Below are 24,644 nucleotides of genomic sequence, written 5' to 3' on the forward strand. Positions count from 1 at the left end.
GCGGTCCCGTCTCGCGTACACTCTGGGGGCGACGGTAGTTCCCGGACCCAATCCCAGCAGCTCACAGAGGGAGCATCAGGTGCCCCGAGGCGATGGCCGGCTGAACCACGACCTCGACCCCGAACGGCCCGGCCCGCAAGACGCCTGTGGCGTGTTCGGCGTCTGGGCTCCCGGGGAAGACGTGGCCAAGCTCACGTACTTCGGCCTCTACGCGCTTCAGCACCGCGGCCAGGAGGCGGCCGGGATCGCCGTCAGTGACGGCTCCGGTGTGGTCGTCTACAAGGATCTTGGCCTGGTCGCCCAGGTCTTCGACGAGCCCACCCTGGCCAGCCTGCGGGGGCATCTGGCGATCGGGCACACCCGCTACTCCACGACCGGCGGCTCGACCTGGGAAAACGCCCAGCCCACCATCCGGGCCACCGAGGCGGGCACCACGATCGCGCTGGCCCACAACGGCAACCTGGTGAACACGGCCGAGCTGACCGGCCAGCTTGTCGAGCAGGGCGTCGAACTGGACGGCTCGACCTCGGACACCAGCCTGGTGACCGCGCTGCTGGCCAGCCGCCCCGGCCTCTCGGTCGAGGCGGCCGCGCTGGACGTGCTGCCCCGGCTGCGCGGGGCGTTCAGTTTCGTGCTGATGGACGAGTCGACCCTCTACGCGGCACGCGACCCGTACGGCGTACGCCCGCTGGTGCTCGGCCGGCTGGAGCGCGGCTGGGTGGTCGCGAGCGAGACCGCGGCGCTGGACATCGTGGGCGCCAGCGTGGTCCGTGAGGTGGAACCGGGCGAGCTGCTGGCCATCGACGAGCACGGCCTGCGGTCGGTCCGGTTCGCCGTGCCGGAGCCGAAGGGCTGCCTCTTCGAGTACGTCTACATCGCCCGCCCGGACACCACCATCGCCGGCCGCAACATCCACGCGGGCCGGGTGGCCATCGGGCGGCAGTTGGCCAAGGAGCACCCGGTGGAGGCCGACCTGGTGATCCCGGTTCCGGAGTCCGGCACGCCGGCCGCGATCGGTTACGCCGAGGCCTCGGGCATCACCTACGGCGCCGGGCTGATGAAGAACCCGTACGTCGGGCGCACCTTCATCCAGCCCTCCCAGACGCTGCGCCAGCTCGGCATCCGGCTCAAGCTCAACCCGCTCCGGGAGAACGTCCGGGGCAAGCGGCTGGTGGTGGTCGACGACTCGATCGTCCGCGGCAACACGCAGCGGGCCATCGTGCGCATGCTCCGCGAGGCCGGGGCGGTGGAGGTGCACGTCCGGATCTCCTCGCCGCCGGTGCGCTGGCCCTGCTTCTACGGCATCGACTTCGCCACCCGCGCCGAGTTGCTGGCCAATGGGTTGGACGACGAGGGCGTTCGGCGGTCGATCGGCGCCGACACGTTGGGCTATGTCTCCCTCGCCGGTCTGATTGCCGCGACCGAGCAGCCGAAGACCCGGCTCTGCCGGGCATGTTTCGATGGCGAATATCCGATCGAGTTGCCCGCGGGCGACCTGATCGGCAAGCACCTGCTCGAAGGCGCGACCTGGCGGCCGACCGGCCACCGGGCCGGCGCCGGAGAGTCCCGCCCGGCGGCCGGGGCCGACCGTCCCGACGCCGGACCCGCACCGCTCGTCGCCAGCCCAGGCGGCGCCGACGCACTGCATCGCCCATAGCGCAGGTCGGCACCGCCCGACCCGTCTGGTTCGGTGGTTTCCGGTGATCACGGATCCGGCCGACAGCACAACGAAGGGGAGAAACGTGACGCACGTGTCCGAGCGCAGCGGCGCAGCCGGCGGCCCGACCGGCGGCTCGGGTGCCGACCGGCAACCCTGGAAGGCGACCGGCAGGACCGGCCGGAAGCGGAGCGTGTCGTACGCGGAGGCCGGCGTCTCGATCGAGGCCGGCGACCGGGCGGTGGAACTACTCAAGTCGAAGGTACGCGGCACCCGGCGCCCCGAGGTGCTCGGTGACCTGGGCGGCTTTGCCGGCCTGTTCCGGCTGGACACCTCCCGCTACCAGCACCCGATCCTCGCCTCCTCCACGGACGGCGTGGGCACCAAGCTGGTCATCGCGCAGCAGCTCAACATCCACGACACCGTCGGCATCGACCTGGTGGCCATGGTGGTGGACGACCTGGTCGCGTGCGGCGCCGAGCCACTCTTCCTGCTCGACTACATCGCCTGCGGCGAGGTCGTACCGGACAAGGTCGCCGAGATCGGCGCCGGCATCGCCGACGGCTGCCGGTACGCCGGATGCGCGCTGCTGGGTGGGGAGACCGCGGAGCACCCCGGAGTGCTCCGCCCGGACGAGTACGACGTCTCTGCCACCGGCGTGGGCGTGGTGGAGGAGAGCGAGCTGCTCGGGCCGAACCGCGTCGAGGTGGGTGACGTGGTGATCGCCATGAAGTCCTCCGGCCTGCACTCGAACGGCTACTCGCTGGTCCGGCACGTACTGCTCGGCGCCGGCCGGATGCGGCTGGACACCGTTGTGGACGACTTCGGCGGACAGCGGACCCTGGGCGAGGAGCTGCTGACCCCCACCAAGATCTACGCGCAGGACTGCCTCAAGCTGATCGCCGAGGCCGAGGTGCGGGCCGTGGCGCACGTGACCGGCGGCGGTATCCCGGGCAATCTCGTCCGGGTCCTGCCGGAGAACGTGGACGCCGTGGTGAACCGGGCCACCTGGAAGCCGCAGCCGATCTTCGACCTCATCCAGTCCAAGGGCCGGATCGAGGACGGCGAGATGGAGTCGACCTTCAACATGGGTGTCGGCATGTTCGCGATCGTCTCGGCCGAGGACTCCGACCGCGCCCTCGCCACGCTCGCCGGCCGCGGCGTGGAGGCGTGGCAGGCCGGGGAGATCATCGAGGGCACCGGTCAGGTCCAGATGATCGGTCAGCACACCCGCGGTTGATCACGCTCCGCACATCATACGTCTACCTGATAGGGCCTTCACCCGACCGGCCATCGCCACCTAGCCTGGTAGCACGTCAGGCGCGGGGGAGGTGTGGATGAGGGCAGGGCAGAGACCGTCGGGGATGCGGGGCGTCGCCGACGTTCCGGCGTACGTGGTGATGCAGCCGATCACTCTGTGCAACCTCGATTGCGCCTACTGCTATCTGCCCCTGCGGGCCGCCGACCGCCGGATGCCGGTGTCCGTCGCGGCGGCCGTGGCCGAGTCGGTGAACCAGTGGGCGACCGGTGACCGGTTCTCGGTGGTCTGGCACGGCGGCGAACCGCTGGCGGCCGGGCGGCGGCACCTTGCCGAGTTGTTCGCGCCGTTCGCCGGGCAGGTCGAGCATCACGTGCAGACCAACGCCACACTGATCGACGACGCCTGGTGCGAGTTCTTCGAGCGGCACCAGGTGCGGGTGAGCGTCAGCGTCGACGGACCGCGGCACCGCAACGCGGACCGGGTCACCCGGTCCGGCCGCCCGGCGTACGACCGGATCGAGCGCGGGATGGCGACGCTGCGCCGGCACGGCGTTCCGTTCTCCGCCCTGTGCGTGGTTTCGCGGCCCGAACCCGGGCTGGCGACCGAGCTGTACGACTACTTTCTCGACCTCGGCTGCTCGGTGTTGGGCATCAACATCGAGGAGACCGAGGGGGTGAACACCCGGAGCAACGCCCTGCCGGCCGGGCTGGTGCGGGAGTTCTGGGCGGAGCTGGTCACGGCCTGGCGCCGGGACCCGCGGATCCACCTACGCGAGGTGGAATGGTCCCTGCGGTACGCGGGGGCGGTCCTGGACGGTGCCGCGGACGAGTTGCTACCGCGCCGTCTCGACCCGATTCCGACCATCGCGCACGACGGCTCGGTGGTCCTGCTCTCGCCGGAACTCGCGGGCTTCTCCGATCCCCGGTACGGCGACTTCAGCAGCGGAAACGTGCTGTCCACGCCGCTGCCGGACATCCTGGCCGGCGGTCCGGACACGCCCTGGGTGGCCGAGTTCCTCCGCGGTGTGGAGGCGTGTCGGTCGAGTTGCGCCTACTTCGAGTTCTGCGGCGGCGGACACGCCGCCAACCGGTACTTCGAGCACGGGCGCTTCGATGGGACCGAGACCGAACACTGCCGGAACAGCAAGATCCACCTACTGGAGGGAGTGCTGGACCATGCCCGAGACAACGCAGCAACGAGCGCCTGAGGACGCCGGGGACAGCGTCGCCGATCGGGTACGCGGAGCGCGGGCGGGACTGGACGCCCTGCTCCGCGAGGCGGCGTCGGCGCGCCGCGGCCGTGCCGAGGCGGCCGGTGACGCCGCGGTCTGCGCCTGGAACCACTTCGAGAACATCCCGACGTTCTACAACTGGAACAACCGCCCGCGCTGAGTACCGGTGCGGAGCCGGCCGGTCGCACGGCTGGCGGCTGTCGGCGGATGCGCGAACCTGCCGCGGAACCGGGCGCACTGTGACCGCCCGCGGCAGGTTCGCCAACCGTCGGTGACGTGTTTCGGCGAAGTGCTGGGTCCCGTACCGGACATGCGTGAGCACGCGGATGTCACCGCGTGCTCGTCAATCCGTAGGGTCAGCGGGCGCGAGGCGCCCAGGAGGAGTCCTGGTCGTCCTCGTCGAGATCGTCGTCCTCGTCGTCGACCGTGTCCTTGTAGTCGTCGTCGAAGTCGCGGTCCGACTTGCCGCCACCGCCGAGTTCCCGCTGCAAGGCGGCGAGATCGGTGTTCGGGGAGTGATACTTCAGCTCCCGGGCCACCTTTGTCTGCTTGGCCTTAGCACGGCCGCGCCCCATGGCTCGACCCCCTCGCACAGAATTCGGGGCAGCCCGAAGGCGGGCCCCGATGACGTTAGGCATCTCTCGTGGCTCTTACGGTACATGGGCAGGCGCCGGTTCGGCACCTCGGGTTCCCTCGGTCATGCCCGCGCGTCGCGGATCATGCGAGGTTTACTCATTGTAACCAGTAAGGCGCACGCGGCGCATCGGCCCATTATCTTCCCGCACCGGGGACCCGGGCCGGGCCGGCCGACCGGCCGTACCCGGGCGGCCCGGGATCGTCCCGGAACGGTCAGCGCACCCGGATGGCGCGCAACCGCCCGATCTCGGCCATCCGGCGCTCGGCGAGCCGGTCGGCGGCCACCGCAGGCGGCACGCCCTCGTCGTCGGCGAGCCGGAGGATCTCCCGGGTGGTGTCGTAGATCCGGGTGGCCCGCAGCTTGGCCCGCTCGAAGTTGAATCCCTCGATCTCGTCCGCCACCTGGATCACCCCGCCCGCGTTGACCACGTAGTCCGGGGCGTACAGCACGCCGCGATCGGCGAGGACCTTCTCGATTCCGGGGTGCGCGAGCTGGTTGTTGGCCGCGCCGGCGACGACCTTGGCCCGCAGCATCGGCACGGTCTCGTCGTTGAGCGCCCCACCCAGCGCGCACGGCGCGTACACGTCGATGTCCGAGGTGATCAGCTCGGTCGCGTCGGCGGCGAGGTCGACCTGCGGGTACGTGGAGCGGACCCAGTCCCGGGCGCGTTCGTTGACGTCGGTGGCCAGCACCGTGGCGCCGTCGTCCAGCAGGTGCCGGGCCAGGTGCTTGCCCACCTTGCCCAGGCCGGCGACCCCGACCCGGCGACCGACGAGGGTCGGCGAGCCCCACAGGTGCTCGGCGGCGGCCCGCATGCCCTGGAACACGCCCCAGGCGGTCAGCACCGAGGAGTCGCCCGCGCCGCCGTGCTCCACGCTGCGCCCGGTCACGTACCGGGTCTCCCGCGCGATCACGTCCATGTCCGAGACATAGGTGCCGACGTCGCAGGCCGTGTAGTACCGGCCGCCCAGCGACTCCACGAACCGGCCGTACGCGCGCAGCAGCGCCTCGGACTTGATCTGGTCGGGATCGCCCCAGATGACGGCCTTGCCGCCGCCCAGGTCCAGATCGGCGAGCGCGTTCTTGTACGCCATGCCCCGGGACAGCTCAAGCACGTCGTGCAGCGCCTCGTCCTCGCTGGCGTACGGGTAGAAGCGGGTGCCGCCGAGCGCGGGGCCGAGCGCCGTGGAGTAGATGCCGATGATCGCCTTGAGGCCGGTGTGTTTGTCCTGGCAGAAGATGACCTGTTCGTGGCCGGTCGTCGTGGTGTCGCTCGTGCTGAATACACCCATGACTGCTCCTCGTGGGTGCGCCCTTGTGGGGCGCGCGGACGGTGCCGATCGCCGGCGGGGTGGTGCCGGATGTTGCGAGCCTAGTACCGGCCCGGTCGAGGTTGTCTCGCGTCCGCCCGGTGTCCGGGGCGCGGGGCAGTGGAAACACGGTCGCGCCGCGGGACTCCGTGCGGTCCTGGCCGCGGCGGAACCGGACTTTCGTGGGAGGATCGCGGCGTGCCGTCGCTCTTCGCTTCCTACCTGCGCGTGTACGAGCCGTTGACCGCGTTCGACCGGGACCGCCAGACCTTCTGGCGCCGGTACGTCCAATCGGGCCGTGCCGTGACGCCGCTGGACGGCCCCGGCCGGCAGCGGACCGCGGTGATCGAGGCCCTGGGCGCGGGCTGGACCCGCCTGCCCGACCTGCCCGACGAGGCGTACGTCCTCCAGCTTGAGGATGCCCTGCTGGTGTGCCCGTGGAACCTTCGGGTGCGGGTGGCCGAGGCGGCGTTGAACGCCCGGGACGGCGTCCCGTCCGTGCTGGCCGACGCCTTCGTGCCGCCGGTGCTGGCCGGCCAGGCGAAGGCCGTGGTGGAGGACTGGCGCAGCGGGGCGCGGGTGCTGGAACACGGTGTTCCCCGGGTGCACGAGCAGATCGCCACCTGGGGTGTGCCGCTGCGCTGGTTCGTCTTCATCTCGCCCGAGGAGCGGGAGCTGAGCGTGGAGCCGGGCCGCCGGATGTTGCGGTACCGGACCGAGATCTCGAAGGCCCGCCGGCGCGCCTCGCGCGGGCTGTCGGTGTTGCGCAAGTCGGTGGGCGACGCGCCGATCACCGAGGCGGTGGAGGAGGGTGCCCGTTGGCTGGAGGAGTTCCACCCGCGCTCGATGGTGGAACTGGACTACGGGGGCCTGGTCGATCTGTTGCCGGATGACACGCTCGCCGCCGACGACTCGCCGGAACTGGTGGCGAAGGGGTTGGCGGCGCTCTCCAAGAGCGACGCCGACGGTGCCACCGAGGTCTATGAACGGTTGGTGGCCAGGTGGCGGGCGGTTCAGCTACTGGAAAGGTGCAACTGACCCAAAGAGTCATCTACCCAGCACGGCGGCGTTTCCAAGGCGAACGCCGCTCGTGGTTGGTGGCTACCGCACGCGGTGATGAGTCACGATAAAACCGAATCTGGTACGAGAAAATGGCATAATTCGGTCTTGGTTCATCCGTCCGACCAAGGACCTTCGGCCGTTCGGCCCATGTCGGACATCGGGGACTAGCCGGACCATGGGAGACGCGTCGGCCGGCGGGACCCCGGCCGATGTCTATAGGTACCTGTGGAGGAGTGACCGATGGCATCGCGTACGCACGAACCCGAGCCGCTACTCACACCGGCCGAGGTGGCGTCGATGTTCCGTGTCGACCCGAAGACTGTCACCCGGTGGGCGAAGGCGGGCAAGTTGAGCGCCATTCGCACGCTGGGCGGCCACCGCCGCTATCGAGAGTCGGAGGTTCGCGCACTGTTGCAGGGACAGATTCCCCAGCAGCGCCAGGGTGACTGAATCCCTTTCCTGACCGGGTCGCCCAACGGCCCGAAGTTCGCGAAAGGTAGCACCGGCGGGGCGGATCAACCCCCCAATCCGCCCACCGGGACGAGTTAGCTCGATCAGGGGCGGAGCTCCACGGAAACGTGGAACTCCGCCCCTGACGCATGTAGCGGGGCGGTCGCGTCCACGCCGACGCCCCCGGGATACGGTTTGCGGGTGCCAGCCGAGCCCCGCCCCGGTGATGTCATGGGAGAACTGCTGCGCGACGCGTACGCCGTGCAGACCGGCATCGGACCCCGCCCGCTCGCCGGCGGGCGGCTGCCCCGGCCGGTGATCGAGATCATCGAGCGGGACGACGGCCTGATCAACGGCGCACCCGCCGAGCACTACCTGGCCGGCCCCGAGCAGTGGCAGCCGTACGACCACCGCGCCCTCGACCGGGTCGCCGGCTCGGTGCTCGACGTCGGCGTGGGCGGCGGCCGGATCGCCCTGGAACTGCAACGGCGCGGGGTGCCCGTCACCGGCCTGGACATCTCGCCGGGCGCCATCGACATCGCCCGCCGCCGGGGCGTCCGCGACCTGGTGCTGGCCACGGTGGACGAGCACGCGCGGGACGGCCGCCGGTACGACACCGTGCTGCTGCTCGGCAGCAACCTGAGCCTGATCGAAGGGGCGCAGCGGGCTCCGGGCTTCCTGGCCGCGCTGGCCGCGCTGGTCCGGCCCGGCGGGCAGATCATCGCGCACGGCACCGACCCGTACGGCACGACCGACCCGGTGCACACCGGCTACCACCGGCGCAACCGCGAGCGGGGTCGGCTGGGCGGTCAACTCCGGCTCCGGCTGCGCTACCGGGAGCTCGGCACGCCGTGGTTCGACCACCTGGTGTGCAGCCCGACCGAACTGGCCGAACTGGTGAACGGCACGGCCTGGCGACTGGCCGACGTGGACCGGGCGGACGCGCCGTACTATCTGGCGACCCTGCGGCTCGCGGCCTAGGAACCGCGGCGAAGGCCCGGACCGTCCGGTCCGCCGCCCGTCGTCGGACCCGGCGTCGTCGGACCCGGCGTCGGACCCCGCACAGGCGGACCCGGCACCGGCGGCTCGGCCGGCAGACCCGCGGTCAGCGTCGCGAACACACCGCGGCGCAGGTCGGAGAGGCGGTCCCGGCCGCCGGCCCCGGCCCACACGGTGAGGGCGACGTCCCAGGAGGCCACCGTGGCGCTGCCGACCATCAGTGGGTACGGGTCGGTGACGGCCAGCCCGGTCCGGTCGGCGACGAACTCCACCAGCACCGCCCGCAGTTCGTGGTTGAGCAGCAGGTACGTCCCCACCAGCGACGGCTGCTGTTCCAGCAGGCGGAGCCGGACCAGGATCTCCTGCCGCTCCACCGGACCGATGTCCAACTCGTCGAGGACGAGCCGGATCGCCTCCAGCGCCGGCAGGTCGGGCGGGCTCGCGGCCAGCGCGGCCCGCAACCTGTTCGCCCGCTGGTGCGCCACATCGCCGAACAACACGTGCTGTTTGGAGGCGAAGTACCGGAAGAAGGTCCGCACCGCCACGTCGGCCGTGTCGGCGATCTCCTCGACCGTGGTCTGCTCGTACCCCTTCTCGGCGAACAACCGCAGCGCGGCCCGTTCCAACGCGGCCCGCGTCTCCCGCTTCCGACGTTCCCGCCGGTTCGGCGGCACGTCGGGCGGGTGGTCCAGGTCGGAGGCGGTCACGAAGCCCATGGTGACACGCGACGGGGCCGGCGGGCGATCGCGCCGCCGGCCCGGCGGTGGTTCAGGCGGTCGGCGGCAGCGCGGCCGGCGGCAGGCCGCCGTCCCCGTCGACCACCTCGTCCGGCGTGCCGTCCTCGTCGATGTCCACCATCGTGATGTCGACCTTGCCGTCGCCGTCCGTGTCGAACTGGAACAGGTCGGCCTTGCCGTCGCCGTCGGTGTCCGCCACCCACACGTCGGTCCGGCCGTCGTTGTTGGCGTCCGCCCGGAGCAGGTCCACGCGTTCGTCCCCACGCGTTTCGACGGTCTCCTGCGGTGCGGTCTCCTGCGCCTCGCTCATCGGTACGTCCCTTCGTTCCGGGTCGGGCCCTCCTGGCGGTGACCGGCCGGAGGGTTGGCCCTGTCGCCCGTCACCCTTACCCGGATCGCTCGCCGGGCAAGCCAACCGCCGACAGAGCCTACGGTGCGCCGGCGGTCCCGGCGGTGCGGACCTTGTCTGCGCTGCACAGGGCTGCATAGGGTCGCCTGCATGACGGATCGCTTCGTGGTCATCGGCGCCGGCACCATGGGCCTGGGCATCGCGTACGTCGCCGCCGGCGCGGGCTTCGCCGTGGAACTCGTCGAGGTGGACGCCGGCCGGGCGACCGCGGCCACCGACAGCCTGCACCGGCTGTGGGACGCCGCGGTGCGGCGCGGCAAACTCTCGGCGGCGGACGCCGAGGCCGGCCGGGACCGGCTCGCGGTGCTGCCCGACCTCGACGAGTGCGCGGCGCAACCCGCGATCATCGTGGAGGCCGTGCCGGAGCGACTCGACCTCAAGCGGAGTGTGCTGGCCGCCGCCGAGGCGCGCCAACCGGCCCTGCTGGCCAGCAACACCTCCAGCATCCCGATCGGCGAGCTGGCCACCGGGCTGCGGGCGCCGGACCGGTTTCTCGGGCTGCACTTCTTCAACCCGGTCTGGGTGATGTCACTGCTGGAGGTCGTGGTCGGCGCGGCCACCGCGCCGGACCGGGTGCAGGACGCGGTGGCCCTGGCCGGGCGGCTGGGCAAGGACCCGATCGTGGTACGCGACATGCCCGGGTTCGCGACGTCCCGGTTGGGCGTCACGCTCGGACTGGAGGCGATCCGGATGGTGGCCGACGGGGTGGCCAGCCCGTCGGACATCGACAAGGCGATGGTGCTCGGCTACCGGCACCCGGTGGGACCGCTGGAGCTGACCGACCTGGTCGGCCTGGACGTCCGGCTGGACATTGCCCGTACCCTCCAGCGAAGCTACGGCGACCGGTTCGCCCCACCGCCGCTGCTGGTGGAGATGGTCACCGAGGGCAGGCTGGGCAAGAAGTCCGGCGCCGGCTTCTACCGCTGGGAAGGCGGGGTACGGCAGTGAGCGGTCTTCGCATCGAGGAACGACCGGACCGGGTGGTGGTCACCCTCGACCGGCCGGAGAAGCGCAACGCCGTGGACGCGGAGATGGTCGACGGGCTGCACGCGCTCTGCGCCGAACTGGAGCGGGAGCCCCGGCTGCTGTTGCTGACCGGCGGCACCGAGGGCATCTTCGCGGCCGGGGCGGACATCGCCCAACTGCGGGACCGGGGGGTCGGGGACGCCCTCGCGGCGATCAACTCCGGGGTGTTCGCCCGGATCCGCGCCCTCCCGCTGCCGACCGTGGCCGCCGTGGACGGCCCGGCGCTCGGTGGCGGCGCCGAGCTGGCGTACGCCTGTGACCTGCGACTCTGTACGGCGCGTGCGATGTTCGGCCAGCCCGAGGTGCGGCTGGGCATCATCGCCGGGGCGGGTGCCACGCACCGGCTGCCCGCGCTGGTCGGCGAGGCACGGGCCAAGGAACTGCTGTTCACCGGCCGGCGGGTGGACGCCGCCGAGGCGCTGCGGATCGGCCTGGTCAACCGGGTGGTCGAGGAGCCCGCCAGGCTGCTGGCCGCCGCGCACGAACTGCTGGACGAGATCGGCCGGGCCTCGTCGCTGGCGCTGCGGCTGACCAAGCTCGCGGTGGACGCGCCGGCCGCCGCGCATCCCCAGCTCGACCTGGTCAGCCAGGCGGTGCTGTTCACCGACGGGGAGAAGCACCGCCGGATGACCGACTTCCTCGACCGCCGCCGGGACCGGTCCGGCTAGCCCGGTCACACCGCGGCGGCTCAGTGCTGGATCTCGACCCCGGCCGCCAGCAGCGCCTTGATGACCTGTGCCGACTCGCCGTAACCGATCACCAGCACGGCGTCCGCCTGGTAGTTCTTGATCTCCTCGGCGCCGGCCGAGAAGTCGAGGGTGGAGCCGTTGCCGTCCGGCGGCGGGTCGTAGGTCAGCAGCTTGAGGCTGTCCACGCCGATGCCGGCCCGTTCCAGCTCGGCCCGCACGTACCCCTGGAGGCCCTGGCCGTAGGAGTCCTTGCGGGCGACCAGAACGATCTTGTGCGGACCGTCCCGCAGGATCACATCGGCCAGCGCGCGGCCCTGGAGGATGTCCGACGGCGCGGTCCGGAAGTAGAGGCCCTTGTCCTCGATGGTGCTCAGGCCCGCGTCGGTGTTGCAGGGTGAGAAGAGGACGAGCCCGGCCGCGACCACGTCCGGCAGCACGGTCCGGGAGATCCCGGAGGCGCCGGCACCGATGATCACCTGTACGCCGTCGGCCACATGCTGGGCGACGGTGGCCTTCGCCACCTCGGGGTTGGTGCCGTCGTCGCCGTCGATCCACTCCACCGGCTCGCCCAGCACCCCGCCCGCGGCGTTGACATCCTTCACGCCCAGCAGCGCGCCGGTGATCATCGGCGGGTACGCGAGCGCGAGGTCGCCGGTCTTCGGCAGCAGCCCGCCGAGCTTCAACGGCGCACCGGTCTTCCTGTTGCTCCGACCGGTCTGCTCCTTCTGCGGCGCCGGCGGTGCGGCGGTGCTGGCGGTCGTCTCGTCGCCCGCGCCGACGAACTCGGTCTTCGCCTCGTCGATCTGGTCGGAGTCGTTGAAGTGCAACGTGCCGTAGCTGGCCGTGGAGGGTTCGCCGGCGGTGGTGAAGCCGCCCCGGGTCAGCGAGATCCCGCGGTACTCGATGTCGATCCCGGAGCGGGCCAGCTTCAGGCAGGCCGCGGCCGTGTCGCAGCGCTGCCCGGTGGTGGTCACCCCGTTGATCTGCCGGGCGATCTTCGCCGGCTCCGTGGAGCCGGCCAACTGCGCGGCGAGCGCGCTGATCACGACCGCGTCGTACGACTCGGCGGCGTAGGTGAAGTCGTTGAGCTTCGGATCGACGGTGTGCAGCCGGTCCTTGAAGTCCTGCGGCAGCGGGGTCAGCGGCGTGGTGCCCTTCATCCCGCTGAGGATGCCGACCTGGTCGGGGAACTCCTTACCGAACGAGTTCTGCATGTTGCCGTCCGTGCCGTAGAGCCGGACCTGGGGAGCGGCGGTGGTGTCGCCGCTGCTGTCCTTCTCGTCCTTGCTGCACGCGGTGGCGGTCAGCGCCAGGACGGCGCACGCGGTGAGTGCGACGCCCCGGGTCAGACGGGAAACGGGCATGGTTCCGTCCTCTCTCCCCTAAGGTCCGGCCCGCACCCTAACGCGCCGTGGAACAAAAATGTGAAGGTGGCTGCCTGGAAGTTGCAGCGCCACGCCCGACGACGGCGTTTTGCTGCGCGGGTTGACGCCGCGGAATACTGTTCGGCACGTGACGGATCTGCCACCGGAAACCCTCGACGACGCGGCCGCGGTGCTGCGCTCGGCGCTCGCCGGCGACTGCGATGCCGTGGCCGGCGCCTTCGACGCGGTTCTCGACCGGTCCGGGGTGGTCGGTGCGTACGACGTGGCCTGGTGCCTGGCCGCCGCGATGGTGCCGGCCGGTACGCCGAGCGGATCCTGGACGCTGGACTTCCCCGGCATCGACCAGGCGCGGTACGACGCCCGCTGGGTGGCCCGGTTCGTCAGCGCGTACGCCAACTCGGACGTGCCCACCGCGGAGGCGCTGTTCGGCGCCGCGCTCGCCGACGGGCAACTGCCCGACTGCCTGCTGACGCTGGCCGGCTCGGCGGGGGCGACCCTGCGCCGCCGGACCTGAGCTTCGTCGGCGCTGGGCCGCCGCCCCCGGCCCAGCCGTGCCGACTCAGTACGCGGTGTCGGAGATCAGCGGGTCGTACTGGAAGAAGTTGTTCGAGAAGCGGACCCGGAAGTTGACGCCGTCCTTGACGTTGGTGGCGACGGTGAACCAACTGGACCTGGCCGGCAGGTAGGTCCAGTAGTTGCAGCTGCTGGTCTTGTCCACGAAGATCACGCAGGCATTCGTGCTGAAGCTGCTGTCGTTGCGGACGTTGATGTCGGCGCACCGCGTCGACGTGGTGAAGGTGCCGACCTCGCCGCCCCAGCCGCCCTGCTGGAACACCCGGTGCACGGCGCCGCCGTAGCACGAGGTCAGCGTCGAGGCCAGGTTGGGACCGTCGGATTCGGTCCCCGGCGCGGCGTACGCCGCCTGTGGCAGCAGCGCCGCCGAGGCGACCAGGGACAGGCTTGCGCCGAGTAACAGCCGGTGAGCGGGCATGGACATGGCACCTCCGCGGGAAAGCGTTGTCAGAGCATCGACGATCGTAGCTACAAATGGGTGTTTGGTCAGCCCCTGTGTCGGACTGGCGTGATAACTGTTGGTGTCATGCCGGATGTGATCCTCGACAAGGTACGCAAGCTGCTGGCCAAGGCCGAGGATCCCGGCTGCACGGCGCAGGAGGCGGCGGCGTTCATGGCCAAGGCCACCGACCTGATCGCCCGGTACGGAGTGGACCGGGCGCTGCTGGCCACCCGGGAGCCCGGCACCGACCCGATCGGCGACCGGGTGGTCGAGCTTCCCCCGCCGTACGCGCTGGACAAGGCCGGACTGCTCGCCGGGGTGGCCACCGCGCTGCGCTGCCGGTCGGTGCGCCGCCGCAGCGGACCGGGCCGGTTCACCATGCACCTCTTCGGCTTCACCAGCGACCTGGACCGGGCCGAGCTGCTCTTCACCTCGCTGCTCGTGCAGGCCGCGCACGGCCTCGCCGGCACGCCCGTACCCGCGGGCGAACACCCGGCCGCCTTCCGGCGATCCTGGCTGGCCGGCTTCACGGCCGCGGTCGCGCACCGGCTGCGCCAGGCGGAGGCGACCGCGGCGACCACGGCCGCCGGCTCCGGCGCGCCGTCGATGGCGCTCGTGCTCGCCGACCGGTCCGGCCGGGTGGAGCAGCGGTTGACCGAGGCGTACCCGCACACCGTGCTCGCGGGCGCGCGGCGGCTGGCCGGCGGCGGTCGCGGGCTGGGCGTCGTGGCCGGGCGCCGCGCGGATCTGGGCGACCCGCGGCTTGACGGCCCGGCCGGTACCGTCCCGGGGCTGACCGGGTGAGGACCGGCGTCCGGGTCGGGCCCGCGGCTCAGCCGGCCGCGCGCAGCATTTCGGCGTACCGGCCGAGCAGTTCCTGCCAGCCGGCGGTCAGCGCCTGGAGGTAGCCCGCGGCGGCGTCGCCGTGCCTGTCGAACGCTCGATGATCAAGCTCGACCAGCGTGTGCGTACCGTTGTCGGCGACGAACCGTACGTCGATCTCGCTGGCCTGCTCGGGGTCCGGCACCGGTGCCCGGTCGGGGCCGATCTGCCAGGTCATCAGCAGGCGGTGCGGCGGGTCCCAGACCAGCACCCGGCCCCAGTCGGTACGGAAGCCGTGCGGCCCGATCTCGAAGGCCATGCCGTCGGGCCGCGGCTCGATGCCGATGTCCGCCAGGGCGTCCGGGCCGGACCAGGTGTACTCCCGTACCCACCAGTCGGCGAGTCGCCCGGTGAACGCCTCGAACGCCAGGGCCGGCGGCACCGGAACCTCGACCCGGCAGTGCAGGGAGAAGCCTGCGGCATCGGCCTGGACCTCGGGGAGTTTGGTGGCGCCCTGTCCCATAGGCCCGGACCATACCGGCTGCCCTGCGGGCGCACAGCTTGGCGATCATTTCGGAACGGCAACGGCCGGACGCCCGAGGGGTCTACGCCGGACACATCGCCGCCGGGCCGCGCCGCCCCGGACCCGGAGTTCCACACACAGAAAAGGTCCCCACCCACGTTTCCGTGGGTAGGGACCCTTGTAGCCCGGCGAAAGGCTATGTGGCCAGGGGCGGGGTCGAACCGCCGACCTTCCGATTTTCAGTCGGACGCTCGTACCAACTGAGCTACCTGGCCGGGTGCTCGGGACATGTTACCTGCTCGACGGGCCGGCCACCGGGCGGGTATCGCGTTCCGAAACGCAAACCGCCGCGCGGGTGACGCGCGGCGATCGGCGCTGGCGGTCCTGACGGGACTTGAACCCGCGACCTCCGCCTTGACAGGGCGGCGAGCACTCCAACTGCTCCACAGGACCTTGCTGACCGGCTGGGCCGGGTGTTGCGCGTGCCCCCAACGGGATTCGAACCCGTGCTACCGCCTTGAAAGGGCGGCGTCCTGGGCCACTAGACGATGAGGGCGGCCCCGCCATCATTGCACATGACAACTCGAGCGGCTGTGCTCCCATCCGGCCCCGCCGGAGGCTTCGAAAGCATACGTGATGCCCCGGCCGGCGGCCAAACCGGTACCCGCCCCGCCTCCCGTCCCGCCTCCCGCCTCCCGAGGGCGTCGGGCCGAGGGCCGAGGGGTCAGCGAAGCTGGACGATGCCGTAGTGCTGCTTCAGCCAGGCGATGACCTCCGGACAGGCGGCCACCGTACCGCTGCGGTTTCCGCCGCCGTCGTGCATCAGCACGATGCCGCCGGCCCGGGCGTGCTTCTCGACGCCGGACACGATCGCCGGCTTGCCCGGACTGGCCCAGTCCCGCGGGTCGACGGTCCAGTGCAGCGGGCTCATCCCCAGGTCCTTGACCACGGTCAGCTCGGGCATCGTCCACTCGCCGCCGGGCTGCCGGAAGTACGGGATCGGAGCGTCCGGCGCCCCCCGGTGGATCGCGTCGTTGGTGCGGGTCAGGTCGGCGCGGATGGTGTCCGCCGACTTCCGGCCGAGCCGCAGGTCGTGGGACCAGCTGTGGTTGCACAGCGTGTGGCCCTCCCGCACGATCCGGGCGACCAGGTCGGGATACTGCCGGGCCTTCACGCCGATGATGCAGAAGGTGGCCTTCACGCCCGCCTTCTTCAGGGCGTCCAGCACCTTCGGCGTCCAGGTCGGCTGGGGGCCGTCGTCGAAGGTGAGCGCGACGGCGCGTACCCCGGTGGACCGGCGGGTGGCGCGGATGGCCGCCAGATCCGGCCCGCTGGTCTTGGCCGGCGTGGCCTTCGCCGTGGGCCGGGCCGACGGGCTCGGGCCGGGCGGGGTGGACGGCGGCGCCTCGGAGGTCGGTGCCGGGCCGGTGCCGGCCCGGCCCGCCCCGGCCCGGCCCGCCCCGGCCCGGTTGGCCGTGTGGGACGTCGGCGAGGTGCCGGGTCCCCCGTCGCCGCCGCAGGCGCCGGCCAGCAGGGCCAGCAGCAGGAGCAGCGCGACGGGTGCGCGGGTATGCATCGATGGCTCCCGAGAGGGGTTCGGAAGGTCGGGCGGGAACGGACGTTATCGCACCATCGGGCCCGTTGTCTGCCTCGCCCCCCTCGACGATCTTGCGGCTGTCGGGACGCAAAAGCGGGTTAGCAGCCGAAAACGGAGAGATGGTCGGAATCGTGTCAGCTGGCGGCGTGGCGAGACTCCGGCGCGCTCACCGCCACCGTGAGGCTCACCGTCTGACCGAGGTCGGCCGGGCAGGCGACACCCAGCGGCAGCCCTTCGCGCTGCCAGCCGGGTCCGGCCGCGACCAGCAGCACCGGCCGGCGCGGGTTGTCCAGCACGGCCGCCAGTTGCCGGGGGTCCGCCGTGCTCCGCGCGTGTGACCAGATCACCACGACCGCCGGCCCGGTCCGGGCGACGGCGCCGGCCATCGCCGCCGGCGGGACCCGGGCGCCGAGCATCCGGCACGGCCAGCCGGCCTCGGCGAGCGCGGCCGCGAGCGCCTCCAGCGGCAGCGTGTGCTGCTCCTCGTCGGCGCAGGCCAGCAGGATCCGCGCCGGTCCGGCGTCCGGACCGGGGCGGGGCACCGCGGCCAGCGCCTCGGTGACACACCGGGACAGCAGGTGCTCGACCTCGATGAGCCCGCCGGTGGAGGCGTGCCGCTGGCCCAGCCCGGCCAGCACCGGCCGGATCAGCCGGTCCCAGCAGTCGATCACGCCGTCGGCCTCGATGGCCTGGTCCAGGGCGTACCGCATGCCGGCCTGGTCCAACCGGACGGCGGCGCGGGCCAGGCCGTGCGCCGCGGTGCCGGCCCGGCCCAGCGGCAGCACCGGAACGCCGGCGGCGGCCGGGGTACCCGTCCGGCGGCGGCGCGGTGCCGTCTGCGGCGCCCCCGGCTCGTGCGGGTTGGGCACCAGCCGGGCCCAGCGGGCCGCCTCGGCCGGGCCGATCCCGTCGGCGGTCAGTCGCCGCATGATCTCCAGCCGGGCCAGGTCCTCCGCCGTGTACCGCCGGTGATGCCCGGGAACGTGCCGGCTCGGGCCGAGACCGTACCGCTGGTGCCAGGTCCGGAGCGTGGTGACCGCCACCCCGAGCCGCCGAGCCACGGCGCCCGCGCTCAGCGCCTCATCGACCACCCGACCGCTCCGCCACCTCGCCATGTCGCTGTGCGTCGGGCGGACCGGGCCGCAGCAGCCGGTCGAGCACGCCGACCAGCCAGGGCGCGTACGCGTCGGGCGTCGCGACCAAATCGTCCGCCACGGTGACCGGGTCGACCCAGCGCACCTCGGCCACCTCGGCCGGGTCGGGCCGCACCGGCGTGCCGGCGGGCAGCACCCCGCGCAGCACGTGGTCGTACTCGTACTCGACCCGGCCCGTGGCCGGGTCGCCGGCCCGGTACAGGTGCACGCCGCACTCGGTGAGCGGGACCGGCGGCACCCCCAGTTCCTCGTGCAGTCGCACGTTGGCGGCCTCGGCCAGCGGCTGCTCCGGGGCGGGATGCCCGCAGCAGGAGTTCGCCCAGCGCAGCGGGAAGCGCGTCTTGTCCGCCGACCGCCGTTGCAGCAGCACCCGCCCGGCGTCGTCGACCAGGAACACCGAGAAGGCCCGGTGCAGCCGGCCGGGTGGTTCGTGCGCCGACCGCACGCTGGTTTCGCCCACCGGCGTACCGTACTCGTCGACCAGTTCGACCAGATGATCCTCTCGGGACGTCATCGCGCACCGCCGAGGATCCGGCCGGCGGCAAGCTTGCCGGAGATCAGCACCATCGGTACCCCCACTCCCGGTTGCGTTCCCGAGCCCACGAACACCACGTTCGAGAGCGTGCGGTGCAGGTTGGACGGCCGGAACGGACCGGTCTGGAAGAGGCTGTGCGCCGCCGCGAAGGGCGTGCCGGCGGCCATCCCGGCGTCGGCCCAGTCGGCCGGGGTGACGGTGCGCAGCACCTCCACCCCGTCGGCGAAGCCGACATAGCCGCGTTCCTCCAGCGTCCGCATCAGCTCGTCCGCGTACCGGCGGCCCAGCCCGCCCCGCCAGTCCAGGTCGGCCCGTTCCAGGTTGGGTACGGGCGCGAGGACGTAGTACGTCTGCCGGTCGGTGGGGGCGACCGACGGATCGGTTCGGCTCGGGTTGGTGACCAGCAGCGACGGGTCGGACATCAGCCGCCCCTGCTCGATCACCTCGGTGAAGGTCCGCCGCCACGGCCGGCCGAAGTGGATGTTGTGGTGGGCGATCCGGCGGTAGGACCGGCGGGAGCCGACGTGCAGCACCACGCAGGACGGCGAGTAGCGCAGCCGGCGGGTCCGGGCGGGCGGCAGCAGGTCCCGGTACGCCACCGGAAGGTCCGGGTTGAGCACGACCACGTCGGCCGGTATCCGCTCGCCGTCGGCGGTCAGCACGGCGGTGGCGCGGCCGGCGGAGGCCTCCACCCGGGTGACGGTGGTGCCGTAGCGGATCTGTACGCCGTGCTTCTCGGCCGCGCCGGCCAGCGCCCGGGACACCGCGTGCATGCCGCCGCGCGGGAAGCTCACCCCGGCGACCGAGTCCAGGTAGGCGATGACCGCGTAGATCGCCAGCGCGTCGTGCGGGGCCAGCCCGGCGTACATGGCCTGGAACGAGAAGATGCGGCGGGTCCGTGGATCCCGGAAGAACTGGTCGATCTTGGTCTGCAACCGCCGGAAGGCGCCGCTGGCAAGCAGCCGGAGCAGGTTCCCGGTCAGCAGGTCGGTGGGCGCGTCCAGGTTGCGGTCGATGAAGTCGGCGCGCTCCAACCGCCACAGTTCCCGGGCGTAGTCGACGAACCGCAGGTACCCGTCGGCCTCCCGCGCGCCGCAGACCCGGGAGATCTCGCCGGCCATCCGCACCGTGTCGGTGATGACGTCCAGGGTGGAGCCGTCCGGGTAGTAGGCCCGGTACGCCGGGTCCAGCGGGGTGATGTCCAGCCAGTCCGTCAGCTTCTCGCCCACCGCGTCCAGCGCCTCGTCGATCAGCTCCGGCATGGTGAGCACCGTCGGGCCGGTGTCGAACTCGTACCCGTCGACCGCCAGCCGGCCGGCCCGACCACCCGGCACCGACTCGCGTTCCAGGACCGTCACCTGGCGCCCGCCGCCGGCCAGGTGCAGGGCGCAGGCCAACCCACCCAGCCCGGCGCCGACCACGAGCACCCGGTCGGTCGCTCCGGTCACCGTCCGCATCTCGACCACCTCCGCTGCCCCATCCGGCCGACTCCGCCGCTCAGGCCCGGCGCCGGGTGGCCGAGAGGGCAAGCTCGCCGAGCGCCTTGCGGGCCGCGGAGTCCACCGGGGATCCGTCGAGCGCGGCCAGCGCCTCGTCGACCCGGGCGGCGATCAGCCGTTCGATCTCGTGCACCGCCCCGGTGTCCTGGAGCACCCCGGCCAACTCGTCCACCCCGGCGGTGCCCGAGCCGTGCCGGTGCCCGTCCAGGGTGGCCCGCTGGGCCGGCGTGGCCAGCTCCCGGGCCAGCATCAGCAGCGCCGTGGGCTTGCCCCGGAGCAGGTCCTCGCCGGCGGGCTTGCCGGTGGTACGCGGGTCGCCGTACACGCCGAGCAGGTCGTCGCGGAGCTGGAACGCCTCACCCACGGCGAGGCCGTACCGGTGGTACGCGCCGGCCAGCGGACCCTCCCGGCGCAGGCCGGCCAGGGCGGCGCCGTAGAGCAGCGGCCGCTGCACCGTGTAGCAGGCGGTCTTGTAGCGGGCCACCCGCAGCGCCCGGTCGAGCGACCACGACCCCACGACGGTCTCGCCGAGCACGTCGAGGTACTGGCCGGCGACGGTCTCGACCCGCATCTGGTCGTAGCAGCGGCGTGCCTCCAGGACCGTCCCGGCCGGCAGCCCGGTGTGCCCGAGCAGCCGGTCCGCCCACACCAGGCAGAGGTCGCCGACCAGCACCGCGGCGGCCACGCCGAACTGGTCGCCGTCGCCGGTGCGGCCGCCCGCGGCGTGCTGGGCTGCCAGCGTGCGGTGCGCGGTCGGCCGGCCGCGCCGGGTGGCCGAGGAGTCCATCACGTCGTCGTGGACCAGCGCGAACGTGTGCAGCAGCTCCAGCGCGGCCAACGCCGGCAGCACCGGACCGACCGGTTCGGAGCCGCCGATCGCCCCCCGCCATCCCCAGTACGCGAACAGCGGGCGGAGGCGCTTCCCGCCGGCCAGCACGGACTCCCGGGCGGTGCGGCCGAACTCGCCGGCCGCCGGGTCGATCTCGTCGAGCGCGCCGATCTCCCCGTCGAGGAAGGCGGTCAGCGTCGCGTCGATGGCGGCCCGGATGTCGTACGCCGGCTCGTCTGCGGAGGGTGCCCGCGGGTCGCGGGGCTCGGAACTCTGGCCGGGCACGGTGCGGGCGAGCGGGACCGCGTTACCCGCAACGGCGTCGTTGGCCACGCGGCTGAGCGTACCCTAGGCTGAGTCATTACTGCGTCGATTGCTGAGTCGATTTCGACGATCGTCCCCGACGGTCGGATCGGGGGGGAGCGGGACCGGGTCGGCGGTTTTCGGACCGGCGGTGGCGGACGCCCTCCGGGCGGAGGCCCCGGCGGCGGAAGCCCCTCGTGGCGGGAAGCCCTCCGGGGCCAGGGTGAACAAGGGGGACCGGGTGGACACGGAACTCGCCACGGCCTACGAGCGCTGCCGTGAACTGCACCGGCGGCACGGCCGTACCTACTATCTCGCGACCCGCCTGCTCCCGGGGTGGAAACGCCGACACGTGCACGCCCTCTACGGCTTCACCCGGTACGCCGACGAGATCGTGGACCGGACCGACGCCGGCTCGCCGGCCGACCGGGCCGCCCGGCTGGCCGACTGGTCGGAGCGCTTCCTCGCCGGACTGCACGGCGCACCCGTCGACGACCCGCTGCTGCCCGCCGTCCTGCACACCATCGCCGTGTTCGACCTGGACCGGGCCGACTTCTCCGCCTTCCTGCGCAGCATGGCGATGGACCTCACGGTCTGCGCGTACCCCAGCTACGACGACGTGCTCGGCTACATGGACGGCTCGGCCGCGGTGATCGGCACGATGATGCTGCCCATCCTCGGCAGCACCGACCCGGCCGCCGCCCGGGAACCCGCCCGGCAGCTCGGCTTCGCCTTCCAGCTCACCAACTTCATCCGGGACGTGGCCGAGGACCTGGCCCGGGGCCGGACGTACCTGCCGGAGGAGGACCTGGCCACCTTCGGGGTGTCCCGGGCCGACCTCGCCGACGCCGCGCACCGGCACGTCGCCCCGACGCGGATCCGGGACCTGATCGCGTACGAGGTGACCCGCGCCCAGGCGCACTACGCCGCCGCGGCGCCGGGTCTGCTGCTGCTGGAACCGGCCTCGCAGACCTGTATGCGCACGGCGTACGCGCTCTACGGCGGCATCCTCGACGAGATCGCCGCGGCCGGCTTCGACGTGTTCGCCCGCCGGGCCGCGGTGCCGAACCGGCGCCGCGCCGCGGTCGCGGCCCGCGCGCTGCTGACCCGGCCCGGCACCCCGGTCCCGCTGCCCGGCCCGGCCGCGCCGAGCGGTCCGCTGCCCCCGCTGCCCTCGCTGTCCGGATAGCGGCCGATCCGGTACCGCGCGCGGGTCTGCGGCCTTGCGGCCCTGCGGCCCGCCGTCCATGGCCTTGCGGCCCTGCGGCCCTGCGGCCCTGCGGCCTGGCGGCCCGGCGGCGCTGCGGCGCGGCTTCCCCGGCTCGCTGGCCGATGACGATCGGCTGCGCCATGCTGGCCGGGTGACGGAGACGCGGGTTGACGTGGTCGTGCTCGGGCTGGGCGTCGGCGGCGAGGAGGTGGCCGGCAAGCTCGCCACGGCCGGGCTGGCGGTCGTCGGCATCGACGACCGGCTGGTCGGCGGGGAGTGCCCGTACTGGGGCTGCATCCCGAGCAAGATGATGATCCGGGCGGCAAACGCGCTGGCCGAGGCGCGCCGGGTGGACCTCCTCGCCGGGCGGGCACAGACGTGGCCGGACTGGGCGCCGGTGGCCACCCGGATCCGCGAGGAGGCCACCGACAACTGGAACGACGAGGCCGCGGTCCGCCGGTTCACCGACAAGGGCGGCCGGTTCGTCCGCGGTCGCGGAGTGCTGGACGGCCCGGGGCGGGTCCGGGTCGGCGACGACGTGTACGTCGCCGAGCGCGGCATCGTGATCGGCACCGGCACCTCCCCCTCGGTGCCGCCGATCGACGGCCTCGCCGGAACGCCGTACTGGACGAACCGCGAGATCATCGAGTGCGCCGAGCTACCGGCGTCGCTGCTGGTCCTCGGCGGCGGTGCGATCGGGCTGGAACTGGCCCAGGTGTTCGCCCGGTTCGGGGTCCACGTGCGGATCATGGAACGGCACGAGCGGGTGCTGGCGATCGAGGAGCCGGAGGCCGGCGAGGTCGTCGCCGACGCCCTGCGCGCCGAGGGCATCGAGATCGACACCAACGCCGGAGTCGAGCGGGTCAGCCACGACGCGGACGGGTTCGCCGTACACCTGACCGGCGGTCGGACCGTCCGCGGCGAGCGGCTGCTGGCGGCCACCGGCCGGCACGCCGCACTGGGCGCCCTCGGCCTGGACAGCGTGGGCCTCGACGCCCAGCAGCGGTACCTGGTGCCGGACGGGCGGATGCGGGTCGGCGAGGGCATCTGGGCGGTCGGCGACGTCACGGGGCAGGGCGCGTTCACGCACGTGGCCATGTACCAGGCCGGCATCGCCGTCCGGGACGTGCTGGGCCAGGGCGGGCCGGACGCCGACTACCACGCGCTGCCCCGGGTCACCTTTACCGACCCGGAGGTCGGCGCGGTGGGACTGACCGAGCGGCAGGCCCGGGACCGGGGTCTGACCGTCAAGGTGTCGGTCAGCCCGCTCGGCGAGTCCAGCCGGGGCTGGATCCACGGTCCGGGCAACGCCGGCTTCATCAAGCTGGTCGCCGACGCCGACCGGAACGTCCTGGTCGGCGCCACCTCGACCGGTCCCAGCGGCGGCGAGGTGCTGGGCTGGCTGAGCGTGGCGGTGCACGCCGAGGTGCCGATCGGGACGCTGCGGCACATGATCTTCGCGTACCCGACCTTCCACCGCGCCATCGAGGACGCCCTGCACCGGCTGGGGTGACCGGGCGACCGCCGGTCACGGCGGCGGGGCGGGGGTACCGTGCCGGCCCGCACCGCCGGCGAACCGGGCCGCCCCGGCGGCGGCGTCGGCGGCCAACGACGCCATCCCGTACCCGTACTCGTCGGCCAGCGCCACCGCCTCGGGCCGGCCCGAGGCGGCAATCACCGACAGCCGGTCGTTGCGTAGGCAGGTCTGCGGGAAGCCGGCCAGCTGCGCGGCCAGCTCCTGCGCCGCGGCCAGCGCCCCGCCCGGTGGCGCCAGCCGGTTCACCAACCCCATCTCGTACGCCTCGCCGGCCGGCACCGGTCGGCCGGTGAGGATCAGGTCCATGGCCCGGCTCTCGCCGATCAGCCGGGGCAGCCGGACCGTGCCGCCGTCGATCAGCGGTACGCCCCACCGCCGGCAGAACACCCCGAGCACCGCGTCCGGCTCGGCCACCCGCAGGTCGCACCAGAGCGCCAGCTCCAGACCACCGGCCACCGCGTACCCGCAGATCGCCGCGATCACCGGCTTGCTGAGCGCCATCCGGGTCGGTCCCATCGGGCCGTCACCGGTGGGCTCGACCCGGTTGCCGCTCGGCGTACCCAGGGCCTTCAGGTCGGCGCCCGCGCAGAACGTGCCGCCGGCGCCGTGCAGCACCGCGACGGCGGCCGCGTCGTCGGCCTCGAACGCCCGGAACGCGTCGGCCAGCGCCCGTGCGGTGGGGCCGTCGACCGCGTTCCGGCGTTCGGGCCGGTCGATGGTCACCGTGGTCACCGGCCCGGACCGCTGCACCCGTACCGTCATCGCCC

The 24,644-nt window shown here is 72.8% G+C and carries 26 protein-coding genes and 3 tRNA genes; 13 read left to right on the top strand and 16 right to left on the bottom strand.

The genetic code is table 11. The features are described from left to right. The first annotated feature begins 79 nt into the window (after positions 1 to 79). From purF to amcA, 4 genes are all read left to right on the top strand, one after another. On the top strand, positions 80 to 1,657 hold the full coding sequence (gene purF, locus CIK06_RS01010) for an amidophosphoribosyltransferase (protein WP_095563227.1): 1,578 nt from the start codon (positions 80 to 82) through the stop codon (positions 1,655 to 1,657). 85 nt (positions 1,658 to 1,742) lie between these two features. Next, complete coding sequence (gene purM, locus CIK06_RS01015) at positions 1,743 to 2,897, top strand: phosphoribosylformylglycinamidine cyclo-ligase (protein ID WP_095563228.1); 1,155 nt, start codon at positions 1,743 to 1,745, stop codon at positions 2,895 to 2,897. A gap of 124 nt (positions 2,898 to 3,021) precedes the next feature. Continuing rightward, positions 3,022 to 4,125: a cyclophane-forming radical SAM peptide maturase AmcB gene (gene amcB, locus CIK06_RS01020; RefSeq protein ID WP_095563229.1), complete on the top strand. Its 1,104-nt coding sequence runs from the start codon at positions 3,022 to 3,024 to the stop codon at positions 4,123 to 4,125. After that, a complete protein-coding gene (amcA, locus tag CIK06_RS01025) occupies positions 4,094 to 4,309 on the top strand; it encodes a multiple cyclophane-containing RiPP AmcA (RefSeq protein WP_095563230.1) in 216 nt (71 codons plus the stop codon). The genes amcB and amcA overlap by 32 nt, the downstream gene beginning before the upstream one ends. A 196-nt stretch (positions 4,310 to 4,505) precedes the next feature. On the opposite strand, the gene CIK06_RS01030 is transcribed toward amcA, so the two are convergent. After that, entirely contained in the window at positions 4,506 to 4,724 is a 219-nt protein-coding gene (locus CIK06_RS01030; protein ID WP_095563231.1) for a DUF3073 domain-containing protein, read from the bottom strand. Positions 4,725 to 4,998: 274 nt separating this feature from the next. Further along, positions 4,999 to 6,078 carry a Glu/Leu/Phe/Val dehydrogenase gene (locus tag CIK06_RS01035; protein ID WP_095563232.1) on the bottom strand — a complete coding sequence of 360 codons (1,080 nt, stop codon included), beginning with the start codon at positions 6,076 to 6,078 and terminating at the stop codon, positions 4,999 to 5,001. 216 nt (positions 6,079 to 6,294) lie between these two features. On the opposite strand from CIK06_RS01035, the gene CIK06_RS01040 reads away from it, so the two are divergent. From CIK06_RS01040 to CIK06_RS01050, 3 genes are all read left to right on the top strand, one after another. Continuing rightward, a complete protein-coding gene (locus CIK06_RS01040; protein WP_095563233.1) occupies positions 6,295 to 7,134 on the top strand; it encodes a hypothetical protein in 840 nt (279 codons plus the stop codon). Positions 7,135 to 7,398: 264 nt separating this feature from the next. After that, positions 7,399 to 7,608, top strand: coding sequence for a BldC family transcriptional regulator (locus tag CIK06_RS01045; RefSeq protein ID WP_007073996.1), 210 nt, complete (start codon positions 7,399 to 7,401; stop codon positions 7,606 to 7,608). Positions 7,609 to 7,839: 231 nt separating this feature from the next. After that, a complete protein-coding gene (locus CIK06_RS01050; protein WP_095563234.1) occupies positions 7,840 to 8,589 on the top strand; it encodes a bifunctional 2-polyprenyl-6-hydroxyphenol methylase/3-demethylubiquinol 3-O-methyltransferase UbiG in 750 nt (249 codons plus the stop codon). Here CIK06_RS01050 and CIK06_RS01055 read toward each other — a convergent pair. Then, entirely contained in the window at positions 8,586 to 9,314 is a 729-nt protein-coding gene (locus CIK06_RS01055) for a TetR family transcriptional regulator (protein WP_198348062.1), read from the bottom strand. The genes CIK06_RS01050 and CIK06_RS01055 overlap by 4 nt on opposite strands. Before the next feature lie 61 nt (positions 9,315 to 9,375). Further along, positions 9,376 to 9,654, bottom strand: a complete 279-nt coding sequence (locus tag CIK06_RS01060; protein ID WP_095563236.1) for a hypothetical protein — start codon at positions 9,652 to 9,654, stop codon at positions 9,376 to 9,378. 189 nt (positions 9,655 to 9,843) lie between these two features. Here CIK06_RS01060 and CIK06_RS01065 point away from each other — a divergent pair, with 189 nt between their 5' ends. Together CIK06_RS01065 and CIK06_RS01070 are read left to right on the top strand one after the other, a co-directional pair. Further along, a complete protein-coding gene (locus CIK06_RS01065) occupies positions 9,844 to 10,701 on the top strand; it encodes a 3-hydroxyacyl-CoA dehydrogenase family protein (protein ID WP_095563237.1) in 858 nt (285 codons plus the stop codon). After that, complete coding sequence (locus tag CIK06_RS01070) at positions 10,698 to 11,447, top strand: enoyl-CoA hydratase/isomerase family protein (RefSeq protein ID WP_232533940.1); 750 nt, start codon at positions 10,698 to 10,700, stop codon at positions 11,445 to 11,447. The genes CIK06_RS01065 and CIK06_RS01070 overlap by 4 nt, the downstream gene beginning before the upstream one ends. A gap of 20 nt (positions 11,448 to 11,467) precedes the next feature. Here the strand turns inward: CIK06_RS01070 and CIK06_RS01075 are convergent, their stop codons facing one another. Beyond that, the gene (locus CIK06_RS01075; RefSeq protein ID WP_095563238.1) at positions 11,468 to 12,832 is read right to left on the bottom strand and encodes an ABC transporter substrate-binding protein; all 1,365 of its coding nucleotides are present in this window, start codon (positions 12,830 to 12,832) and stop codon (positions 11,468 to 11,470) included. A 148-nt stretch (positions 12,833 to 12,980) separates the two neighbouring features. Between CIK06_RS01075 and CIK06_RS01080 the strand changes: the two genes are divergently transcribed. Next, complete coding sequence (locus CIK06_RS01080) at positions 12,981 to 13,367, top strand: hypothetical protein (RefSeq protein ID WP_095563239.1); 387 nt, start codon at positions 12,981 to 12,983, stop codon at positions 13,365 to 13,367. 45 nt (positions 13,368 to 13,412) lie between these two features. Here the strand turns inward: CIK06_RS01080 and CIK06_RS01085 are convergent, their stop codons facing one another. Next, a complete protein-coding gene (locus tag CIK06_RS01085) occupies positions 13,413 to 13,850 on the bottom strand; it encodes a hypothetical protein (RefSeq protein ID WP_198348063.1) in 438 nt (145 codons plus the stop codon). Between the two features lie 102 nt (positions 13,851 to 13,952). Between CIK06_RS01085 and CIK06_RS01090 the strand changes: the two genes are divergently transcribed. Continuing rightward, positions 13,953 to 14,672: a DUF2786 domain-containing protein gene (locus tag CIK06_RS01090; RefSeq protein WP_095563240.1), complete on the top strand. Its 720-nt coding sequence runs from the start codon at positions 13,953 to 13,955 to the stop codon at positions 14,670 to 14,672. A 28-nt stretch (positions 14,673 to 14,700) separates the two neighbouring features. Here the strand turns inward: CIK06_RS01090 and CIK06_RS01095 are convergent, their stop codons facing one another. The 9 genes from CIK06_RS01095 to CIK06_RS01135 form a co-directional block, all read right to left on the bottom strand. After that, complete coding sequence (locus tag CIK06_RS01095; RefSeq protein ID WP_095563241.1) at positions 14,701 to 15,213, bottom strand: SRPBCC family protein; 513 nt, start codon at positions 15,211 to 15,213, stop codon at positions 14,701 to 14,703. Between the two features lie 201 nt (positions 15,214 to 15,414). After that, positions 15,415 to 15,488 (bottom strand) — tRNA-Phe (locus CIK06_RS01100). 101 nt (positions 15,489 to 15,589) lie between these two features. Next, a tRNA-Asp gene (locus CIK06_RS01105) sits at positions 15,590 to 15,666 on the bottom strand. 30 nt (positions 15,667 to 15,696) lie between these two features. Further along, positions 15,697 to 15,769 (bottom strand) — tRNA-Glu (locus CIK06_RS01110). A 168-nt stretch (positions 15,770 to 15,937) separates the two neighbouring features. Then, positions 15,938 to 16,789 carry a polysaccharide deacetylase family protein gene (locus CIK06_RS01115; protein WP_095563242.1) on the bottom strand — a complete coding sequence of 284 codons (852 nt, stop codon included), beginning with the start codon at positions 16,787 to 16,789 and terminating at the stop codon, positions 15,938 to 15,940. Between the two features lie 155 nt (positions 16,790 to 16,944). Beyond that, positions 16,945 to 17,901 (bottom strand): MerR family transcriptional regulator, encoded by a 957-nt coding sequence (locus tag CIK06_RS01120; protein WP_095563243.1) that lies wholly within the window; start codon positions 17,899 to 17,901, stop codon positions 16,945 to 16,947. Then, complete coding sequence (gene idi, locus CIK06_RS01125; protein WP_095563244.1) at positions 17,891 to 18,478, bottom strand: isopentenyl-diphosphate Delta-isomerase; 588 nt, start codon at positions 18,476 to 18,478, stop codon at positions 17,891 to 17,893. The genes CIK06_RS01120 and idi overlap by 11 nt, the downstream gene beginning before the upstream one ends. After that, entirely contained in the window at positions 18,475 to 19,956 is a 1,482-nt protein-coding gene (gene crtI / locus CIK06_RS01130) for a phytoene desaturase family protein (protein WP_095567468.1), read from the bottom strand. Before crtI ends, idi begins: the two co-directional genes overlap by 4 nt. Before the next feature lie 40 nt (positions 19,957 to 19,996). After that, positions 19,997 to 21,160: a polyprenyl synthetase family protein gene (locus CIK06_RS01135; RefSeq protein ID WP_095563245.1), complete on the bottom strand. Its 1,164-nt coding sequence runs from the start codon at positions 21,158 to 21,160 to the stop codon at positions 19,997 to 19,999. 211 nt (positions 21,161 to 21,371) lie between these two features. Between CIK06_RS01135 and CIK06_RS01140 the strand changes: the two genes are divergently transcribed. After that, positions 21,372 to 22,319 carry a phytoene/squalene synthase family protein gene (locus tag CIK06_RS01140; RefSeq protein WP_095567469.1) on the top strand — a complete coding sequence of 316 codons (948 nt, stop codon included), beginning with the start codon at positions 21,372 to 21,374 and terminating at the stop codon, positions 22,317 to 22,319. Positions 22,320 to 22,491: 172 nt separating this feature from the next. Further along, positions 22,492 to 23,853, top strand: a complete 1,362-nt coding sequence (locus CIK06_RS01145) for an NAD(P)/FAD-dependent oxidoreductase (protein WP_232533941.1) — start codon at positions 22,492 to 22,494, stop codon at positions 23,851 to 23,853. A 15-nt stretch (positions 23,854 to 23,868) separates the two neighbouring features. Here the strand turns inward: CIK06_RS01145 and CIK06_RS01150 are convergent, their stop codons facing one another. Beyond that, a complete protein-coding gene (locus tag CIK06_RS01150) occupies positions 23,869 to 24,639 on the bottom strand; it encodes a crotonase/enoyl-CoA hydratase family protein (RefSeq protein ID WP_095563247.1) in 771 nt (256 codons plus the stop codon). Positions 24,640 to 24,644: the final 5 nt, after the last annotated feature.

Origin of the sequence: Plantactinospora sp. KBS50 (assembly GCF_002285795.1) — a bacterium.
In the GTDB taxonomy this organism is placed as follows: domain Bacteria; phylum Actinomycetota; class Actinomycetes; order Mycobacteriales; family Micromonosporaceae; genus KBS50.

Bases quoted from the DNA above. Each gene is read 5' to 3' on its own strand.
- amcB (WP_095563229.1), top strand. From the start codon at position 3,022: ATGCGGGGCGTCGCCGACGTTCCGGCGTACGTGGTGATGCAGCCGATC.
- amcA (WP_095563230.1), top strand. From the start codon at position 4,094: ATGCCCGAGACAACGCAGCAACGAGCGCCTGAGGACGCCGGGGACAGC.
- CIK06_RS01030 (WP_095563231.1), bottom strand. From the start codon at position 4,724: ATGGGGCGCGGCCGTGCTAAGGCCAAGCAGACAAAGGTGGCCCGGGAG.
- CIK06_RS01035 (WP_095563232.1), bottom strand. From the start codon at position 6,078: ATGGGTGTATTCAGCACGAGCGACACCACGACGACCGGCCACGAACAG.
- CIK06_RS01045 (WP_007073996.1), top strand. From the start codon at position 7,399: ATGGCATCGCGTACGCACGAACCCGAGCCGCTACTCACACCGGCCGAG.
- CIK06_RS01050 (WP_095563234.1), top strand. From the start codon at position 7,840: ATGGGAGAACTGCTGCGCGACGCGTACGCCGTGCAGACCGGCATCGGA.
- CIK06_RS01060 (WP_095563236.1), bottom strand. From the start codon at position 9,654: ATGAGCGAGGCGCAGGAGACCGCACCGCAGGAGACCGTCGAAACGCGT.
- CIK06_RS01065 (WP_095563237.1), top strand. From the start codon at position 9,844: ATGACGGATCGCTTCGTGGTCATCGGCGCCGGCACCATGGGCCTGGGC.
- CIK06_RS01075 (WP_095563238.1), bottom strand. From the start codon at position 12,832: ATGCCCGTTTCCCGTCTGACCCGGGGCGTCGCACTCACCGCGTGCGCC.
- CIK06_RS01085 (WP_198348063.1), bottom strand. From the start codon at position 13,850: ATGTCCATGCCCGCTCACCGGCTGTTACTCGGCGCAAGCCTGTCCCTG.
- CIK06_RS01090 (WP_095563240.1), top strand. From the start codon at position 13,953: ATGCCGGATGTGATCCTCGACAAGGTACGCAAGCTGCTGGCCAAGGCC.
- CIK06_RS01095 (WP_095563241.1), bottom strand. From the start codon at position 15,213: ATGGGACAGGGCGCCACCAAACTCCCCGAGGTCCAGGCCGATGCCGCA.
- CIK06_RS01115 (WP_095563242.1), bottom strand. From the start codon at position 16,789: ATGCATACCCGCGCACCCGTCGCGCTGCTCCTGCTGCTGGCCCTGCTG.
- idi (WP_095563244.1), bottom strand. From the start codon at position 18,478: ATGACGTCCCGAGAGGATCATCTGGTCGAACTGGTCGACGAGTACGGT.
- crtI (WP_095567468.1), bottom strand. From the start codon at position 19,956: ATGCGGACGGTGACCGGAGCGACCGACCGGGTGCTCGTGGTCGGCGCC.
- CIK06_RS01150 (WP_095563247.1), bottom strand. From the start codon at position 24,639: ATGACGGTACGGGTGCAGCGGTCCGGGCCGGTGACCACGGTGACCATC.